This is a genomic window from Fusicatenibacter saccharivorans (assembly GCF_027667425.1).
GTDB classification, from domain to species: Bacteria; Bacillota; Clostridia; order Lachnospirales; family Lachnospiraceae; genus Fusicatenibacter; species Fusicatenibacter saccharivorans.
Genome location: NZ_JAQEGR010000016.1, coordinates 21733 through 41147 on the forward strand (window position 1 = coordinate 21733; position 19415 = coordinate 41147).

The following is a 19415-nucleotide window of genomic DNA, read 5'->3' on the forward strand; positions in this document are numbered from 1 at the left end:
ATTCCTCATTTCTATCTCGGCACTTCTACCATGATATAAGCCTCGACCTGATCGAACTCCTGAAGATCGTTGAATCCTTCAAATACAAGACCGCACTCATAGCCGGAGCGCACTTCTTTGACATCGTCTTTGAAACGTTTGAGGGATGCCAGATTTCCTTCGAAGATCTGGTTTCCTTCGCGGCTGATTCGAACTTTGCAGCCTCTCTGGAACGTTCCGTCCAGTACATAGCTTCCGGCGATCGTTCCGACACCGGATGCCTTGAAGAGCTGACGTACCTCGGCATGGCCGATAACTTTCTCTTCGTAAACCGGCTCAAGCATACCCTTCATGGCTGCCTCAACATCCTCAATTGCCTGGTAGATGACACGGTACAGACGGATGTCTACGCCGTTCTGCTCTGCCATGGATTTTGCGTTCGCATCCGGGCGTACGTTAAATCCGATAATGATGGCGGAAGATGCGGTTGCCAGCATAACGTCGGACTCGTTGATCGCACCGACACCGCCGTGGATGACGCGTACGGCAACTTCCTCGTTGGAGAGTTTGACAAGACTCTGTTTTACTGCCTCGACAGATCCCTGTACATCGGCTTTGACAACAAGTGCCAGTTCTTTTAAGTTACCCTCCTGAATCTGGTTGAACAGATCATCCAGGGACATCTTCGCTTTTGTCTCCTCAAGCAGGTTCTTCTTGTTCTCTGCCACGAAGGTTGCTGCGAAGTTCTTTGCTTCTTTATCGTTATCGGTCTGAACGAGGATCTCTCCTGCGTTCGGAACATCGGAAAGTCCGAGAATCTCAACCGGAGTAGACGGGCCTGCCTCTTTGACGCGGCGTCCCTTATCATCCATCATCGCACGGACTTTACCGGAGCATGCGCCTGCTGCGATGTAATCGCCGACATGCAGGGTACCTTTCTGTACCAGAATGGTAGCAACCGGTCCTTTTCCTTTATCCAGCTCAGCCTCGATGACAAGACCTCTTGCTTTCCGGTTCGGGTTTGCTTTCAGCTCGAGCACTTCGGAAGTCAGAAGGATCATCTCCAGCAGATCGTCGATACCTTCGTTGTTCTTTGCAGATACCGGAACGAATACGGTGCTTCCGCCCCAGTCCTCCGGAATCAGTTCGTACTCGGAGAGCTCCTGTTTTACACGCTCTACGTTTGCGCCTGGTTTATCGATCTTATTGATCGCAACGATGATCTCAACGCCGGCTGCTTTTGCATGGTTGATTGCCTCAACGGTCTGCGGCATCACACCGTCGTCTGCTGCGACAACGAGAATGGCGATATCCGTTGCATTGGCTCCACGCATACGCATAGCGGTGAATGCCTCATGTCCCGGGGTATCGAGGAACGTAATCTTCTGTTTGTTGATCGAAACGGTGTATGCACCGATGTGCTGGGTAATACCGCCAGCCTCGCGGTCGGTGACATGGGTGTTCCGGATGCAGTCCAGAAGAGATGTTTTACCGTGGTCAACGTGTCCCATAACGCAGACTACCGGCGGACGCGGAACCATGTCTTTTTCATCCTCTTCGTCCTCTTTTAAGAGCTCTTCGATCACATCGACTTTCTCTTCCGGCTCAGCGATGATGTTATAATCAAGCGCGATTTCCTGTGCTTTTTCGAAATCGATCTCATGGTTTACGGTAACCATCGTTCCTTCCATGAACAGTTTCTTTACGATGACTGCCGGCTGCATTTTCATCTTCTCAGCCAGCTCGCGGATGGTCATTTTCTCCGGCAGGGTAATCTCCTTTACCTCATCCTTCGGTGCTTCCTGTTTCGGTTTGTTGACCGGTTTCTGGAGCGCTTTCGGGAGTCTGGACTGCTGATGATGTCCCTGGTTCGGACGGTTTCCGCCTCTTCCTCTGTCTTCACTGAATTTATTTTCTCTTAAAGAATCTTTGTTTTTGTCTTTTTCTTTTCTTCCTGTATCACGGCCTGGCTTCTTGATGCCAAGGCTCATTGTATCGCCTGCAGAGCTCTTATGCTCGGTTCTGCGGCGGTCTCCTCCCGGACGGCGGTTCTGATTCTGGGAATCATCATCCTTTCCTGCGAACGGTCTTCCGCCATTATTTCCCGGTCTGCCTCCGTTTGGACGTGCGGAACGCTCACCGAATGGTCTTCCGCTTCTCTCACCGTTTCCACTTCTTCCGCCGTTATTGCGGTCTCCTCCCGGACGGTCTCCGCTGCGGTTCGGGCGGTCTCCATTGTTTCCGCCGAAGCGGCGTTCTCCCTGCGGACGGTCTCCGCTGCGGTTCGGGCGGTCTCCGTTATTGTTGAAGCGGCGCTCTCCCTGCGGACGGTCTCCATTGCGGTTCGGACGGTCTCCGTTATTGTTGAAACGGCGCTCTCCCTGCGGACGGTCTCCATTGCGGTTCGGACGATCTCCATTTCCGCCGTTTCCGTTTCCACGGTTCGGACGGTCCTCGCTTCTTCCGTTTCCATTGCGGTTTCCTTCCGGACGGCCGTTTCCGCGGGACGGACGGTCTTTTTTCTGTCCCTGGTTCTTTGTGAACTCTTTTGCTTCTTTACTTGTTGCGTTCTGCGGACGCACAACGGAAATAATTTTCTTTTTCTTCGGTTTTGCCTGCTCTTCCGGTTTCTTCATTTCCATATTTTCTGTATCTTTCTTTTCCAATGATCTTTTCTCCTCTTTCTGCGGTTTTCGTGTTTCCTGCATCCATCCACCGACCTTTCCGGCCTTACGCCTTACGCTTCTGCCAACAATGCTGCTATTTTTTCTGCAAAATGCGCTTCACATACGGCAAGGGAAGAACGGTATTCTCTTCCGATGGCTCTTCCAAGCTGCTCTTTGTCCCCAAAAAGAATGCATGGCACTTTATAGTATGCACACATATTGCGAAATTTCTTCTGTGTATTGGCCGACGCCGTTTCCGCCAGAATGACAAGGTATGCGCTGCCGCTCTTTACGGCCTGCTCGGTCGCAAATTCGCCGCTCGATACCTTACCCGCCTTCATGGCAAGGCCCAGCATGGATAATCCTTTACTTTGACTGTTCAATCTTCGCAAATGCCTCCTTTAACTGCTCATAAACCTCTGATGGAATTTCTGCCTTCAGAGAACGGGAAAGTCCTTTGTTTTTCATTGCATTCCCCAGACATTCCAGAGAGCAGACATAAGCACCGCGTCCGTTCATTCTTCCGGTTGTGTCCGGAACAATCGTTCCTTCGGTGGTTTTCACCACGCGGATCATTTCTTTTTTGTTTTTCATTTCATTGCAGCCAATGCATTTACGCAGCGGCACTTTACGAACTGTACTCAAATGCTCATCCCGCCTTTGTTTTTATTTTAATTACTCTTCGTCTCCGGCTTTCTCTGCTGTTTCTACATCATTCTCGTCGAAGTTTTCTTCTGCAGAGATGGTTTCCTCCTCTGCTGCGGACTCATCGTAATTGTCCTCTTCCTCGTATTCCTCTTCTTCTACGTAGTCGAAGTCTCCTGCCTCGCGTGCCTGGGTCTCGCTCTTAATGTCGATCTTGAATCCGGTCAGACGTGCGGCAAGTCTTGCGTTCTGTCCCTCTTTACCGATGGCAAGGGAAAGCTGGTAATCCGGAACGATTACTTTTGCGGTCTTCTCATCCGGATCTGCCATAACGGAGATAACTTTTGCCGGGCTCAGTGCGTTCTCGATCAGGAGTGCCGGGTTCTCATCCCATGTAATGATGTCGATCTTCTCTCCGTTCAGCTCATTGACAACCGCGTTGACACGGCTTCCGTTCATACCGACGCATGCGCCGACTGCATCGACGTTCGGATCGTTGGACCATACTGCCATTTTCGTACGGCTTCCTGCCTCACGGGCAATGCTCTTGATCTCTACGATGCCTTCTGCAACCTCGGAAACCTCAGACTCAAAGAGACGTTTTACGAGTTCCGGATGGGTACGGGATACCATGACTTTCGGTCCCTTGGTTGTATTCTTTACTTCCAGAACGTATACTTTCACACGCTGGGTCGGCTCAAATTTCTCGCCTTTGACCTGCTCGTTCTCGGTCAGCAGAGCGTCTACTTTACCGAGGTTGATGCTGACGTTGCGTCCCACATAGCGCTGTACCACACCGGTAACCACATCGTGCTCTTTCTCGAAGTACTGATCAAACAGAACTTTACGCTCTTCCTCACGGATCTTCTGAAGAATGACGTTTTTGGCATTCTGGGTTGCAATACGGCCGAACTCTTTGGATTTGATTTCTACCGGAACGATATCGCCGAGTTCATAGCGGGAGTCTGCACGTTTTGCATCGGAAAGGGCGATCTCCATGATCGGATCCTGTACCAGATCAACAACGGTTTTCTCTGCTACGACTTTGAAATCACCAGTCTGGGCGTTAATGCTTACCTTTACATTATCTGCTTTGCCAAAATGGTTTTTACAGGCCTGGATCAGCGACTGCTCAATTGCCTCAAGCAGGGTATCTTTGCTGATATTCTTCTCTTTCTCAAGAACTTCAAGGGCCTCCATTAATTCTGTATTCATTTTTCTCTTTTCCTCCTGTATCTGCGTCTGTTTAGAAATCAAATGCTAAACGGATCAATGCAATATCGCTTTTCTGGAAGACGCGCTCTGTTCCGTCCTCCTCCAAAATGGTCACACTGTTATCATCATATGCGGTGAGTATTCCGTAAAATTCCCGGTTTCTCTCGATCGCACGGTATGTCCGGATTTCCAGCTCTTTTCCCATGCTTCTCTTATAGTCTTTCTCTTTTTTCAGCGGACGTCCAAGGCCCGGGGAGCTGACCTCCATGATATAGGCGTCATCGATAAAGTCCTCTGCGTCCAGCCGGTCAGAAAATGCACGGCTGACGATTTCGCAGTCATCTACGGTAATTCCGCCTTCTTTGTCGATGTAAGCACGCAGGTACCAGGTACCGCCCTCTTTGACATACTCCACATCCACCAGTTCAAAACCATTGGCTTCTACAATCGGAGTGATCAGTTCTTCTGCCTTCTGTTCGTATTCTTCTCTTCTGCTCAAATCCTCACCACCTTTTTTGATTTAGGGAAACTTTCGAAAAATTCTTTCATTTCCCTGTACACAAGAAAGAGTGGACGAAATCGTCCACTCCTTAACAGTCACTTATTAACAACTTTACTATAGCACCTTTTCCGTGCAATTGCAAGGGTTAATTTTCAAAATATCCTTTATTTATCGCCTTTTCCGGCTTTTTTGTTCGCCGGTTCCGGGCAGATGTGGACATCGAGCTGGTTATACGGGATGGAAATTCCCGCCGCGTCAAACTCTTCTTTGATGCGCTCATTCATTTTCCATTTGACCGGCCAGTAATTTTCCGTTGCGACCCAGGCGCGCAGACCGACCGTGATCGCGCTCTCGCCCAGCTCATCTACGAAAAACTGCTGCTCCTCCGACTGAAAATGCGGCTCCTCCTCAACGAGGCGGCGCAGGATATCCTTCGCTTTTCTGATATCGGACTCATAAGAAATGCCGACTTTGATTTCCAGCTTTCTGCGGTCCATTGCCGTCACGTTGATGATGGTGTGATTCGTAAGATTGGCGTTCGGGATCATGATGGTACGGTTGTCGATGCTGTTGATTGTCGTGTAATACATCTCAATCTTTTTGACCGTTCCCTCCTGGCCTTCGCCCGGGAAAATGATGTAGTCACCGACCTTAAATGGCTTCAGCAGCAGAATCATCACCCCGCCTGCAAAGTTTGAGAGGCCGCCCTGCAATGCCAGGGATACGGCAACGCCGGCGGAGGCGATGGCTGCTGCGATCGACGCTTCGGATACGATGCCGAGCTGAACGATAATGGTCAGCACCAGCAGCGTGTTCAGACTGTATTTCACCATGGAAACGGTGAAACTGACCACCGCCTCCTCCGTGTGAAAACGCCGCATGTTTTTCCGGATCAGACCACAGAGCCACAGGATCAGTTTGCGTGCAACCAGAAACAGAATTACTGCAAACACAATCTTCAGCACCAGATCGGCAGCCGAAGAGGCCTTGTCGATCCAGTATTCATAGACGCGTTCCGCCGCTGTCAGATTCACCATGTGTTATCTCTCCTCTGTCTCGAATTTTCTCTGCAGCTCCTCGCCGAGTTCACTCATGCCTGTGCTTTTTTTCGTTTTTGTCTCTGGTTTTGCCTCTGATTTTGCTTCCGACTTGGTTTCCGGCTTTGTAGCCGGCTTCTTTTCCGGATCGGCGGCTGCGCGGTATTTTTCCACGGCTTTTGCTGCCTCTGCCGCTGCGGATTTTCCGGCTTTCACCAGCTTGTCCACCGTCTGCTCTACCGTTTTCACCGGTTTGCTGTCGATCGCCTGCTTTACGGCTTTCTCCACCTTCTCTGTCGCAGTCGTAGTTCCCTGCTTTTTCTCTGCGGTTTTCACCGTTTTTTCCGATACCTTTTTCTCTGCTTTTTTCTCTGCTTTTTGAGCAGTCTTTGTTGTTTTCTTTGCTTTTACTGCTTTTACTGCTTTTACTGCTTCTTCCGTTTTTCCAGCCGGTTTTCCCTTCTTTCCGGTTTTCTTCTCTGCTGCCGCTTTCGCTGCAGTTTTTGCCTTTGCGCTCTTATTGCTTGCAGCGCCCGTCTCCGGCTTCGTATAAGAAAATACCTGAACAGAAAGCGGTGCGAGTTTTACGGTAATCGAGTTTTTCCGCTCGTCGCACTCTGTTTTTTTCGACATTTTCACGCGTGGATTTCCGACGCCTGTTCCGCCATAGCTTTCCGCATCGCTGTTGAACATCTCTTTGTACTTTCCTGGATACGGCACACCAATGCGGAAATCATCGTACTCGACATTCGAGAAGTTGCATATGACAAGCAGCGTATCTTCTTTCTTCCTTGTTCTGCGAAGGAAGATCAGAAGATTCTTTTCCCACTCCATGCCATTGATCCACTCAAAGCCCTCCGGCTTTTCGTCAAGCTGATACAATGCCGGATTTGCTTTGTAGAATGCATGAAGTGCCGCCATATAGTTCTTTAACTGCAGATGTTTCTTGTCCTCAAGAAGCTCCCAGGACAGGGACTGTTTCTCATTCCACTCTTTTTCCTGTCCAAATTCCTGTCCCATAAACAGAAGCTTCTTTCCGGGATGCACCATCTGATAAGCGTACGCCAGACGAAGATTTGCCATTTTCTGCTCCGGTGTACCCGGCATTTTGGTATACATAGACCCTTTCAGGTGAACCACTTCATCGTGCGACAGACTCAGCATGAATTTCTCCGAGTATGCATATACCATAGAAAAAGTCAGCTGATCGTGATGTGCCCCGCGGTATACCGGATCGTTTTTCATATATTCCGTAAAATCATTCATCCAGCCCATGTTCCACTTGTAGTCGAAGCCAAGTCCTTCATCGTCGAGTTCTCCCGTCACCTTCGGCCATGCAGTCGATTCCTCTGCGATAAGAAGCGCATCCGGGAACTCTTTTTTGAAGATGGAGTTCAGATGTTTTAAAAATTCGATTGCCTCAAGGTTCTCATTTCCGCCGTAGATATTTGCGACCCACTCCCCGTCCTGCTTGCCATAATCAAGATACAGCATCGATGCAACCGCATCCATACGGATTCCGTCGGCATGGTACTCTTTTGCCCAGAAAAGCGCATTGGCGATCAGGAAGTTCTTTACTTCCGGTCTGCCGTAATTGTAAATCAGCGTGCCCCAGTGTGGATGGGATCCCTGTCTCGGGTCAAAATGCTCGTACAGACACGTTCCGTCAAACGCAGAAAGTCCGAAGGTATCGCGCGGGAAGTGTGCCGGTACCCAGTCGAGAATAACACCAATGTCGTTCTGGTGCATCGTATCCATAAAATAGCGGAAGTCATCCGGCGTTCCGTATCGTGCTGTCGGTGCGTAATAGCCCGTTACCTGATAACCCCAGGATTCATCGAGTGGATGCTCCATCACCGGCATCAGCTCAACATGGGTGTAGCCGAGCTCTTTCACATAAGAAGCCAGCATCGGAGCGATCTCACGGTAGTTATAAAATTCACGGCCATCGTCCGGTTTTTTCCAGGAGCCAAGATGCACTTCATAAACAGAAATCGGCGCTTTGTCGCCCTGTGTGACACCACGCTTCTTCATCCAGTTCTCATCCTGCCAGGCATATTTTCCAAGATCAACCACAACACTCGCATTGTTCGGACGCAGCTGTGCTGCATTCGCGTATGGATCCGATTTCAGATACGTCAGACCGCCCTTTGCCTTAATTTCATATTTATAGATGTCGCCCGCGCGAACACCGGGGATAAAGAGTTCATAGATCCCGGACTCCAGAAGATTCATCTGATATGCTCTTCCGTCCCAGTTATTGAAATCCCCGACAACGCTGACACGGATCGCATTCGGTGCCCAGACAGCGAAGTAAACACCACTGATACCATCGATCTTTACCGGGTGTGCACCCATCTTCTCATAGATGGAATAACAGATGCCGTTTTCAAACTGTTTCTGTTCCTGCTCGGTGAACTGCATCGGATAGGCATATGGATCGTAATGCTCCATCTGGTTTCCGTCGCCGTCCCAGTAGATCAGCGTATAGGACGGAATTTTCTTTCCCGGAAGCAGCACAGCGAAAAATCCCGCCTCATCCTCGCAAACCATCTCGGTCTGTTTTCCGTCGCGGATCGTATGTACGGCTGCACGGGTTGCACCCGGGAAAAACGCCTGAATCAAAATACCATCCTCCGTTACGCGCGGTCCCAAGATGTCTCTTGGATGATTTTCCTCAGAATAGACCACGGCTTCTATTTCCGCCCAATCCATATAATCGTATAATTTTTCTTCCATTTTCAAAATTATAACCCCTCCTTTTTTATTTTACGTGCTCTCGCTGCTGCTTCCCCCATACAAAATCGCATAAAAAAGCACTCATTCATGCCAGAGCGTGTTTGAAAAAAGCTTTTCGTGAGCTGCGAGTCCCATTTTCAGCCCAAACGGTCTGCAGCAACCGGATAAGGTCAAAACAGATCGCGAAGTGGGGCTTGCAGATTGTGGAAATGATTTTTCAAATTCTGTTTTTATTCTACCATCCTAACTGCGATTGTACAATGCAAATCTGGTTTGTTTTTTATTCATTTCCTACGATTACGGCAAGATCTTCATCTGTCGTCTGCATCTCATCGTTCTCAAACCAGATACTGTAAATGTTCTGTGAAGTCAGTGTTTCCAGGGACTCCCTGGAAAGCGATTCGGCCTGATAATCAGAAAATGCTGCAAGCAGCGTATTGGCACAGCCATATTCACCGGAATAGACGATCAGTTCGGAGGCTGCTGTGTGGTCTTTTCCGTCTGCCGCGCTAAGATACGGCGTGCGCATCGTTCCGTCCTGATACTGGTAATAGCGGTACGCATCCGGGCTGCCCGCCTGGTAAGCGTGGAAAAACACGATGCTTTTCGGTCCTTCATACGTCATTGTTCCGTATGACTGGATTTCGTTCCCGGAAAGATGATACAGCGGATACCGGTACTCTTTTTCTCCCGTCTCATCGAGACAGCGCACGAAACCGTCCTTACTGGAAATAATGCCGAGCTGATAGCCCTCGCCACGAATCGTATCCGCCAGATAATCAATCAAAAAAGCATTTTTCATCCAGAAAAAGTCGAGATATGCGGTATAGCCCATCTCTGCGGCATACGCCTGATACGCGTCTGACACATGCAGACAGACCTGGTTTTCCCCTGACAGCTCCAGTGAAATATCATCCGGGTTCTGTGTAAAGGCAGCAACTGCTGCCGTTTCTTCTGCTGCCGCATCGTTCCGGTTCGGATCAAACTGCGCTGCAGCCGCATCATCATTGCTGGCGCAGAGATTTTCCAGGGACGCATACAGCGGTCCCAGATAAATTTCCCGGCAATTGGCATCGGATACTTTTTTCAGTGCATCGTATAAAACCGGATCTACCGTCAGCACTTCATTTGGATGCTGGTTGATATCATACAGGTTTGTCACATCCTCAAAGCTCTCATCTATATTGAAAAGCCGGTAGCCTTTCACTGCCGCATCTGTGTAAAGCAGCGAAAGCGCCTTTGCCTCCCCGCCTGCAGAAACCCCGCTTGCGCCAACGTTATATTTCAAGGTAAAATCCTCACCGCAGTTCAAATCCGCGCCTGCCTTTACACTGATCTCACGCCAGCCGGAATCTCCATGCAGAAAGTTCATAAAACCATACACCAGAAAACCGGATCCAATCGCCAGAAGCAGTACTACAAGCAGGATGCGCCGTCCGACATTTTTTTCGGAAAGCCAGACCTTCTGTACCGGCTTTGGCAGCCGTCTGTTCGGATCTTTTACTGTTCTTCCCATTTTTTTGCTCCTCTTTCATTCTAATTTTCCTTTTCCGCTGTGATTTATTGTCCCAAAAAACACATCGCCCGTCAAGTAAAATCGGAACGGAATTCATCTCGCACTTCGTTCCGGAAGCCACAACTTTTTTAATTTACAGAAAATTTCAACGAAGTTTCCTGTAAACTATGAGAAACACGCTCCGCGAGTTTCTCAAGTTATCGCGGCAGTCGCCAAGGTCTCGTGCAAGCACGGACTTTGGCTCGTTGCTAGCGTAAATCAAAAAAAGCGGCACCGGAACCTTTTTCCTGGTTCCGGGCCACTTTTTCTTTCCTGTCCACTATAGGGCAACTAAAATCAATGCAATGATAAAGATCAGGAGAATCACGGCAAGTACAGCAAATCCGTACAGCGCGCCCTGCTTGCATGCTTTGTAGTTGTGATAGTACTGTTTCTTTTTGTATACCATCGCTGCGATGATACCGATGATCGGGAAGAAGAATGACAGCACTTTGTACCAGACGCTTCCGGTATCGTGAACCGGAGTTTTCAGGAATTCGTCTTCTGCCTTGGAAAGATGAACCTCGTGGTTCTCCTCTTTTACTTCCTCGCCAGGCTTTCGGATGGTGATCGGCTGCAACGGCTCTCCCTTTTCACGGAGTGCCTTGTACTCTTCGATCTCTTTTTTATTTCCATATACAAAGTGGTTGTGTCCGATATCCACGAACTCCGGTTTGTCCACAGAATAATCGTGAATGGACGGGTCGTAGGTGTACAGCACCTTATTCTTCTCGAGCTGCGGATCCGGAATCGGAATGGCAGAGATCAGGGAATGCGTGTACGGGTGCAGTGGGAAGTTGAACAGCTCCTCTGCGTCCGCAACCTCTACGATGTTTCCTTTGTAGATAACACCGATACGGTCGGAAATGAACCGTACGATGGAAAGGTCATGAGCAATAAACAGATAGGTAACCTGTTTTTCTCTCTGGAATTTCTTCAGCAGATTGAGGACCTGGGCACGGATCGATACGTCCAGTGCGGAGATCGGCTCATCGGCTACAACCAGCTCCGGCTCCATAACCATGGCACGGGCCAGACCGATACGCTGGCGCTGTCCGCCGGAAAACTCATGTGGATAACGGGTCAGATGCTCCGGCAGAAGACCAACCTCGTTGATCATATTCTCTACCTTCTTCACACGGTCTGCCTCGTTCTCGTACAGATGGAAGTTGTAAAGACCCTCGGATACGATATAATCGACCGTCGCACGCTCATTTAACGATGCGGCAGGATCCTGGAATACCATCTGAATGTTTCGGATAACCTCCCGGTCCAGGGAATGCGGAATCTTGCCGGAAATTTTAACACCCTTGTACAGGATCTCTCCTGCGGAACACGGGTTGACACGAATGACCGCACGGCCGATCGTTGTCTTTCCGGAACCGGACTCGCCTACGAGGGAGAAGGTCTCTCCCTTGTAGATGTCAAAAGAAGCATTTTTTACCGCTTTGACTGCGTCATCGCCCTTGCCGAAAGTGATATCTACATTTTTTACCTGCAGTAAGATTTCTCTTCCATTTTCGTCAATCGGACCATGCTCCGGCAGATGCGAAACAGTGGTCTTGCTTTCCTGCTTTGTAGACACTTTCAAACTCTCCTATAAGTTATATGCTTTTAACAGTTTTTCGTGAATATTCTGAATAGCTTCCGGCTTCTCCGTCTTCGGCGCTCTCGGATCCAGCAGCCATGTCTTGGCATAGTGGGTATCCGTTACCTTGAACATCGGCGGCTCCTCCAGAGTATCAATCTTCAGACAGTACTGGTTACGCGGTGCAAACGGATCTCCGATAATCTTATTGTACAGAGACGGCGGCGTACCGGTAATGGAAAACAGCTTTGTATTCCGCTCCGCAAGCTGCGGCAGGGAAGAAAGCAGTGCCCAGGTGTACGGATGGCGCGGATCGTAGAACAGCTCTTCTACGTTTGCAAACTCGATGATCTGTCCTGCGTACAGAACGGCAACACGGTCTGCGATATTCGCTACGACACCAAGGTCGTGGGTAATAAACACGATGGTGTAGTTGTACTCTTTCTGAAGATCCTTGATCAGCTTCAGGATCTGTGCCTGAATCGTAACGTCCAGCGCAGTTGTCGGCTCATCGCAGATCAGAATCTTCGGACGGCAGGAAAGTGCAATCGCAATAACGATACGCTGTCTCATACCGCCGGAATACTGGAACGGATAATCATCGAAACGCTGCTCTGCGTTCGGAATCCCAACCTTTTCCATCAGCTCAAGCGCCTGTGCTCTCGCCTCCACCTCGCTGACATTCTGATGCTTCATGATAACAGAAGTAATCTGTTTTCCGATTGTGATAATCGGGTTCAGGGAAGTCATCGGATCCTGGAATACAGTTGCAATTTTCTTACCGCGGATCTGACCCCAGTCATTCGGATCCTGGATTTTTGCCAGGTTGATGATACAGGTTCCATGAAGCTGCTCCGGCGTTTCATCCAGATAGCGTACACGGAAAGTTGCCTGGTCGAAAACGCTGTTCCGTTTCTGCTCGTCATTCAGATCCACACCGCGTTCCATCGCAGCTTTGAATGCCTCGTGCAGCTTCTTGATCATGCGAACCTTTTTACGCAGTTTATAACGTCCGACAGAAAGATAGATCTCTTTGGCAAGAATCTCGTTTCTCTTTCTCGCCTCGTCCGTAATTTCTTTTGCTGTCAGGCCGGCGTACTCTTTTTTGTACTCTGCCATTTTTGCATCATATGCCTGATTGTAGGCCGTATCGTTCATGGCAGCCTGTTTGTGAGCCTTGATTTTTTCCTCTTTTGCTTTCTGTAGAGCCTTAATTTCTCCATCCAGTCTGGAAATCTCGGCAGATGTCTCTTTAACCTTCGCTTTTTCTTTGGAAGTATCGAGTGTCTGCTTGTAGTTGAAAAGTTCGGTTCTCTTTACTACGAGTTCCCTGATTTCAGCATCTGCTTTCTCACGCTCTTCCTCGCTCAGTGTCATTTTTTCTTCTTTTTCCTGCTCCAGAGCCTTCATTTTCAAAAATACTTCTGAACCATATTCCAGTTTGGAATAGTCATTCAGCTTTTCCAAGGTGGATGCGATGGTCTTTTTCGCATAAGAGTTCAGCGGCACAACGGTATCGCTCAGCTCGGCATCGTTAAAAATGATATCTCCCTGGTCGATGAAGCCGTTGCTGTCCAGCATTCCCGCAAACGCTTTTGTGAATACGGATTTACCGGCGCCGGACTCTCCTACGATAGCAATGGACTCATTCTCGTAAATATCCAGCGTTACGCCCCGGATTGCCGTCAGGATACGGCCGCGGACACGGAATTTTACCTGTAAGTCCTTAATCGATAATAATACTTTTTTATCTTCCATGCGGCTTTCCTTCCTACATATGTGTTCTCGGGTCGGACGCATCTCCAAGGTTCTGTCCAACTACATATAATACTACGGTGATGATTGAAGCGACAACAACCGGGCTCCAGAACTCGAATCCCCATCCCGGTGTCAGCATGGCACCCTCAGCCTCATAAATCAGTCTTCCCAGAGACATGTCAGAAAGTCCCATACCGATGTAAGCCAGGAACACCTCGTAAGAGATGTAGGACGGAATCTCAGTTGCCGCCAGAGTAACAATGACAGATGTCATAAACGGGAGAATATTCTTCATCGCAATGCGGAAAATCGAAGTTCCAAGACATTTCGATGCCAGATTATACTCTCTGTCCCGGATAATAACGACCTGCGTACGGATAAAGTACGCGATGGCAAGCCATCCGGTAACGGTCAGTGCAAATACCATGGTCCAGAAGCTCGGAGAAAAAATAAGCACCAGGACGGAGATCAGAAGTACATACGGAATATTTCCGACGATGTTGTAAACCTCCATCATGAAAACGTCAACCTTCTTCGAAAATCCCCAGACAGATCCGACAATCACACCAATCGAAAGGTTGATGAGCGCACAGATAAACGCCAGGGAAACTGAAATTCTGGAACCAAACCAGACAGCGTCAAATGTCGACTGTCCGGAAGCACCGGATCCTAAAATCCAGTGAATATTGAATCCAAGCTGCTGCAATGCTTTGCTTGGAGACAGATGTTTTGTCGCGCCGTTCATCAGATTGGCGAAACGGTCGTACTCCACAAAGAGCGGATACACATACGTCATCAGCAGAATCACACCCAGGAGGCAAAGTACGGCAATATTGATTTTTTTCTTAAAAAATACGCGGAACACGGAATGCCAGTAGGAATATCTCGGAGCCGTAATTTTCTCAGACTCCAGGGAGCTGTTATCTACAGGAGAAAACAGTTCTTCCTCAGACAGACCGAATTTATCTAAATCATAATTCATAAGTCCCTACCTGTCTTTCGTTGAGAATGAGATTCGAGGATCCACCATGGACATCAAAACGTCGCCCAGGATGATGGAAATCACGGAGAGCACTGCGTAGAACAGTGTAACACCTACGATAACACCATTATCATATTTGCTGATTGCTTCGGTCAGCAGATTACCGGCACCAGGTACTACGTACACACGCTCGGTGATGATGGCTCCGGTCAGTGCGAACAGTACGCTCGCCGGAACACCCTGCACGATCGGAATCGCTGCGTTCTTCAAAATGTGTTTCGTAAAGATTTCTCCCTCTGTCAGACCACCGGATCTTGCGAATTTTACGTAATCGGAGTTCATCTGGTCGATCATGTATCGACGCAGCCATTTCATCAGGTTTGCCACCTGCGGCAGTGCCAGAGAAACGATCGGCAGAATATACATCAGCTTGCTCTTCGAATCCATGTCAAAGGTGGTTGGCAGACCCATTTTTCCTCCGATTGCCTTAAACAGGAAAATATAGGCCAGTGAAGGTACTGCTATAATGAATACAATATAGATGGTTCCAAGCTGGTCAACCAGTTTGTCTTTCTTTCTCGCCATCAGAATGCCAAGCGGCACCGCGATGAGATAGGAAAGAATTACGGCAATGATACCGATTACAAAGGAATAGCCGATTTTTGATTTACCACTCTTAATTGTATCCACGTTGGTATAGTCATCTGTGAACCGATCGGAATGAACAGCGCTTGCATCCTGAGATTCGCTCATATACGTTGCGCTGTGCAGATCGTCTGCACTGTATTCCACCAGACCGCTTGGGTAGGTAATCTCCGATTTTACGTAGGATCCCTGCGCGCGGGTCATGGTCAGTGCTACATCCACACCCTCATTTACGGAATAGGACTTTCCTAAATTTATGGTGATTATATTCTGATGGAAGTATGGGAATTTTGAGTCAAAGTACATCAAGTACTTGTGTGTTGTGCCATTTCCCATGATGGCCGGTGAAAATTTCTTTCCCCCATATACCGGATCGTGTAAGGTAAATGTAATCCCCCTCTTACCTTCTACCTTTGCAGCATCGTGAATGCTGTCGATGTCAATCAAACCGGAAAAATATTTTCCGAGACGCGTTGCAAGCGGAATATCCCTGTATGCAAACAGCTGCTGCTGTCCGCCGTTGGCATATTTTTTCTTACCCATCATGATCGCATCGTATCTTCTTACGGTGTAACCTTTTGCTTTATAATAAGCTGTAAATTTTTTTACATATTCAGATACCAGTTCTGAATCCTGGTCTTTCGTTCTTCCGAATGCTACTGCTTTGGATCTCGTATCCTCGTCAATTTCGCCTTTTGCTTTGAGAGCGTTCAAATAATCTGCATAGGTTACATAATCAAGATATCCGTATGTCTCCCACTTCTGATATTTGTACACCTTTTTCTGGTTATTGCTCTGATGGGAATAGGTGGCGTCCTGTGCGAAAATCAGATTTCGGTCCATCAGAGAATAAATCATAGTCATAACGCATCCAACAACGATTACTACGGAAACAAGGCCATGCAACAAACGCTTAAAAAGATATTTTGTCATATTCTCTCATTCCTTAACACAATATGACAGGGGAATGGCTTTTTTTGTTCCCATCCCCCTGCCGGTTTATTCATTGGCTTTCAACTGTTCTGATCTTTCCAATTTTACCTTTTCCAAAATTAGAAGATACCGAAACATTTGGTCATGTATCCTTCGTAGTCCGGAAGCATGGTATCCAGGTAAGAGCACGGATCACCAAAGTCCGGACCCCATCCGGAGACATCGTATACGTCGTAGTTTGCTTCATAACCATAGTTTGCATAGTATCCTGCATAGTACCATCCATCCAGGTCTACGGCATCAACCAGATTGATCACAACTTTTCCGCCAAGGGCAGCCTCTACTGATTTCTTGTAGGAGTTTGCTTTGTTGGTGTAAACTTCTACTGCAGACGGATATGGATATTCCATCTGGATCGGGTTGCTCTCATCGATGGTGATGCCCTCTTCTGCGAGCTCCTCGATTGCGGTATTCAGTTCTTCTACTGCGTTTTCCGGATTGTACCATCCATCAAAGCCATCGCTGGTCTTGTTTTCGGCATCCCATACTTTGATCTTCACGCCGTCGGCGTCGATCTGTTTCTGTACGATTTCACCATAGTAGGTGCCTGCCGGGAAGGTTGTGTCGGTTCCGTTGATCTGAATGGTAGTGTCTTTTGACAGGCTTACGAAATATCCCGGGGTAAAGGTATTTCTAAGGGAAGTATACTTCAGATCCTCGCCAACCTGCTGTGCATTGTAAGCGCCACGATCTGCTGCAAAGCTGATCGCTCTTCTGAAGTGAACGTTCTGCAGTGCTTTGTTCGTTCTCTGGATTTCTTCGTCAGACTTTGTACTCTTTGCTGTTGTTCCGTCGTTGGCATTTGCAGTCGCAGTACGGTTGATATTGTAGAATGCCATGAAAGAAGTAGCATCGGTATCTGAAACTACTGCGTACTGGTCGTACAGACCTTCGGATTTTGCTGTCTCCATAGTGGAGGTGTTCAGGTTTACATAGTCAACGGTACCTGCTTTTGCATCTGTGTACATTTTGGTAACATCAGACTGGTCATTGAACAGCCAGGTCAGGGTTTTAATGTTTACGTTGTCTTTGTTCCAGTAAGAATCGCTCAGTTTAAATACGATGGTATTTTTCGCTGTAGCGTTGGTTACCAGGTACGGTCCGCAGTATGCGATCGAGTTGGAATCTTTTCCGTACTGATAATCTGCTGCGGAGGAATCGTACTCAGCACCAAATTTACCGCCCTGGGACTGATAGTAGCTTCTGCTCATCGGCATGAAGATGGTGTAGCCAAGCATGGTCATGAAGTAGCTGCATGGCTCTTCCAGTGTGTACTCTACGGTATAGTCATCAACAGCTTTTACACCAACCTCGTCGAAATCGGTAACTTCACGGCTGATGTACTGGGATACGTTTTTGATCACGCCCTGTACCAGGTATTCCAGACCGCCCTGTGCATCACACATATGCTGCATTCCGGCCACGAAGTCATCTGCTTTTACAGTATCCACTTCACGTCCCTGGGAATCGGTCCATTTTACATCTTTACGAAGGTGGAAGGTATAGGTCAGTCCGTCATCAGATACTTCATAGGATTCTGCCAGTGCCGGCTGCAGAGTTTCCTCTACATCGTACTCCATCAGTCCGTCATAGGTATTGATGATCGCATCGGTATCTGCCGCACGGGAAGTTGCAAGTCCGTCCCATGTTACCGGATCGCTCGCATACGGCATGGAGAAGCTGTCTTTTAAGGTGTAACCTTTTCCTGCCAGATATTCTTTTACCCAGCTCTCATAGGTTCCTGTTCCTTTAAGCTCATCCCATTTTGCTCTCATCTCGTTGTAATCTTCTGCCTTGATAAAGTCAGTTGTTACAACATACTGATGATAACGGTCTTTATCGCTTCCCCAAAGGGTATAGTCCTTGGTGCGCGGAGCCATTCTGTACATCGCGTACGTACCACCTCTTGAGGTGAGCGGGTACATCATGGCGGACTCCATCAGTTTTCCCTCGGCAACTGCCATCAGGGCATATCTCTCATCCACCGTTTCTGCTTCCTTTGCAGTAGCAAGTGCATCGTTGAAATCGCCCAGTGCCTCGTTATAGAGCTCTGTGCTGGTCTCATCGTATCCTTCCGGCATTTCGGACTCCTCTGCCTCGGCTTCGCTCTCACTGCTTGCAGATGCGCTTGCATTGCTTTCGGAAGATGCGCTGCTGCTTACGCTTACACTCTCATCCGCCGGATCAGAACTTCCGCTGCCGGAATTTCCACAGGCAACCAGGCTTGCAGTCATACTCATAACAAGTAATGCGCTTACAATTTTTCTTTTCATAATTTCTTCCTAACTCCTTTCATGGATTCGCGTTGTTTTTGCATCATCCGGACATTTACCGGAACGGCTTCGCCATTCCACCGTTTTTCATTTTGGCACTTTACCACATCAAAACGAATAGTACAAAAAGGAGATGCGTCCAACAAGATTTGTTTTCTTCATCCCTCATGCCCGTACATTTGTCCGTTTGTCCAAAAACAACTGGGTTCATTATAACCAGAACTCTCTCTGTTTGTCAATATCCGATGCAGGAGAAAAGTGTATAAACTGCATTTAAAGTCATCAAAATCCTCTATTTTCCTCTTTTTGGGTATTGTTCTGATGCTGTTTTTCTATTTTCCTGTATTCTTCGGTTTTATAATAAAAAAAGATTACACAAATAATTGTTTCTTTCCATTTGCGTTCTGCAGCACTGTCTTTTTGTATTTGTTTCAGATTTTGCTCCGGGAAAGAATCCTGCCGGACGCAAAAACAGACTTCTGAAAATCACATTTCTTCTTATTTAAGAGCGTCATACTGTTTTTTACTTTCGTTTTTTACTTTCGTTTTTTACTTTCGTTTCCTTCTTTTACAAAGCAAAGCCTTCCATGAAGACCGCTCACACCGAAATCACTTTCTTGTTACTGTTCACTCCGTTCTCAGTAACACGCTTCGCGATGCACAGAATTTATGCTAACCGCATAAATTCGCGCTGTATGTCTCGGGATTTTGACATATTCATGCCAAAACGCCTCGCGGGATAGTAGCGTGTGAACAGTAACACTTTCTTACTTTTTGTCTTCGACAGTCTCCGGACTATTGACATCAAAAAAAAATCCTGCTAATATTAATTTTAATA

Annotated in this window: 14 protein-coding genes; 1 reads left to right on the forward strand and 13 read right to left on the reverse strand. The window is 47.9% G+C overall.

All coding sequences use genetic code 11. The annotated features are described in order from the left end of the window. Positions 1 to 11 precede the first annotated feature (11 nt). The 7 genes from infB to glgB all read right to left on the reverse strand — a co-directional run bounded on the left by infB (position 12) and on the right by glgB (position 8783). Entirely contained in the window at positions 12 to 2621 is a 2610-nt protein-coding gene (gene infB / locus PGS38_RS14145; RefSeq protein WP_334291847.1) for a translation initiation factor IF-2, read from the reverse strand. Between the two features lie 95 nt (positions 2622 to 2716). Then, positions 2717 to 3028 (reverse strand): L7Ae/L30e/S12e/Gadd45 family ribosomal protein, encoded by a 312-nt coding sequence (locus PGS38_RS14150; protein ID WP_055221524.1) that lies wholly within the window; start codon positions 3026 to 3028, stop codon positions 2717 to 2719. Continuing rightward, positions 3012 to 3290 carry an RNase P modulator RnpM gene (gene rnpM / locus PGS38_RS14155; protein WP_117804403.1) on the reverse strand — a complete coding sequence of 93 codons (279 nt, stop codon included), beginning with the start codon at positions 3288 to 3290 and terminating at the stop codon, positions 3012 to 3014. The genes PGS38_RS14150 and rnpM overlap by 17 nt, the downstream gene beginning before the upstream one ends. Before the next feature lie 30 nt (positions 3291 to 3320). Further along, on the reverse strand, positions 3321 to 4505 hold the full coding sequence (gene nusA / locus PGS38_RS14160) for a transcription termination factor NusA (protein ID WP_117804402.1): 1185 nt from the start codon (positions 4503 to 4505) through the stop codon (positions 3321 to 3323). Positions 4506 to 4536: 31 nt separating this feature from the next. Continuing rightward, positions 4537 to 5004 (reverse strand): ribosome maturation factor RimP, encoded by a 468-nt coding sequence (locus PGS38_RS14165; RefSeq protein ID WP_022462927.1) that lies wholly within the window; start codon positions 5002 to 5004, stop codon positions 4537 to 4539. 167 nt (positions 5005 to 5171) lie between these two features. After that, positions 5172 to 6044 (reverse strand): mechanosensitive ion channel family protein, encoded by an 873-nt coding sequence (locus tag PGS38_RS14170; RefSeq protein WP_022462926.1) that lies wholly within the window; start codon positions 6042 to 6044, stop codon positions 5172 to 5174. 3 nt (positions 6045 to 6047) lie between these two features. Further along, positions 6048 to 8783 (reverse strand): 1,4-alpha-glucan branching protein GlgB, encoded by a 2736-nt coding sequence (glgB, locus tag PGS38_RS14175; protein WP_117804426.1) that lies wholly within the window; start codon positions 8781 to 8783, stop codon positions 6048 to 6050. A 101-nt stretch (positions 8784 to 8884) separates the two neighbouring features. Here glgB and PGS38_RS17855 point away from each other — a divergent pair, with 101 nt between their 5' ends. After that, on the forward strand, positions 8885 to 9139 hold the full coding sequence (locus PGS38_RS17855) for a DUF6783 domain-containing protein (RefSeq protein WP_416388104.1): 255 nt from the start codon (positions 8885 to 8887) through the stop codon (positions 9137 to 9139). Here the strand turns inward: PGS38_RS17855 and PGS38_RS14180 are convergent. From PGS38_RS14180 to PGS38_RS14205, 6 genes are all read right to left on the reverse strand, one after another. Then, positions 9064 to 10299, reverse strand: a complete 1236-nt coding sequence (locus PGS38_RS14180) for a hypothetical protein (protein WP_117509188.1) — start codon at positions 10297 to 10299, stop codon at positions 9064 to 9066. The two genes, PGS38_RS17855 and PGS38_RS14180, sit on opposite strands and share 76 nt — an antisense overlap. 319 nt (positions 10300 to 10618) lie before the next feature. Continuing rightward, positions 10619 to 11923, reverse strand: coding sequence for an ATP-binding cassette domain-containing protein (locus tag PGS38_RS14185; RefSeq protein WP_270423095.1), 1305 nt, complete (start codon positions 11921 to 11923; stop codon positions 10619 to 10621). 12 nt (positions 11924 to 11935) lie between these two features. Then, positions 11936 to 13684 (reverse strand): oligopeptide ABC transporter ATP-binding protein OppD, encoded by a 1749-nt coding sequence (oppD, locus tag PGS38_RS14190; protein WP_118640259.1) that lies wholly within the window; start codon positions 13682 to 13684, stop codon positions 11936 to 11938. A gap of 13 nt (positions 13685 to 13697) precedes the next feature. Continuing rightward, positions 13698 to 14666: an ABC transporter permease gene (locus tag PGS38_RS14195; protein WP_118640258.1), complete on the reverse strand. Its 969-nt coding sequence runs from the start codon at positions 14664 to 14666 to the stop codon at positions 13698 to 13700. 6 nt (positions 14667 to 14672) lie between these two features. Beyond that, positions 14673 to 16244 carry an ABC transporter permease gene (locus PGS38_RS14200; protein WP_118640257.1) on the reverse strand — a complete coding sequence of 524 codons (1572 nt, stop codon included), beginning with the start codon at positions 16242 to 16244 and terminating at the stop codon, positions 14673 to 14675. A 119-nt stretch (positions 16245 to 16363) separates the two neighbouring features. After that, entirely contained in the window at positions 16364 to 18577 is a 2214-nt protein-coding gene (locus PGS38_RS14205) for an ABC transporter substrate-binding protein (protein WP_270476386.1), read from the reverse strand. Positions 18578 to 19415 lie beyond the last annotated feature (838 nt).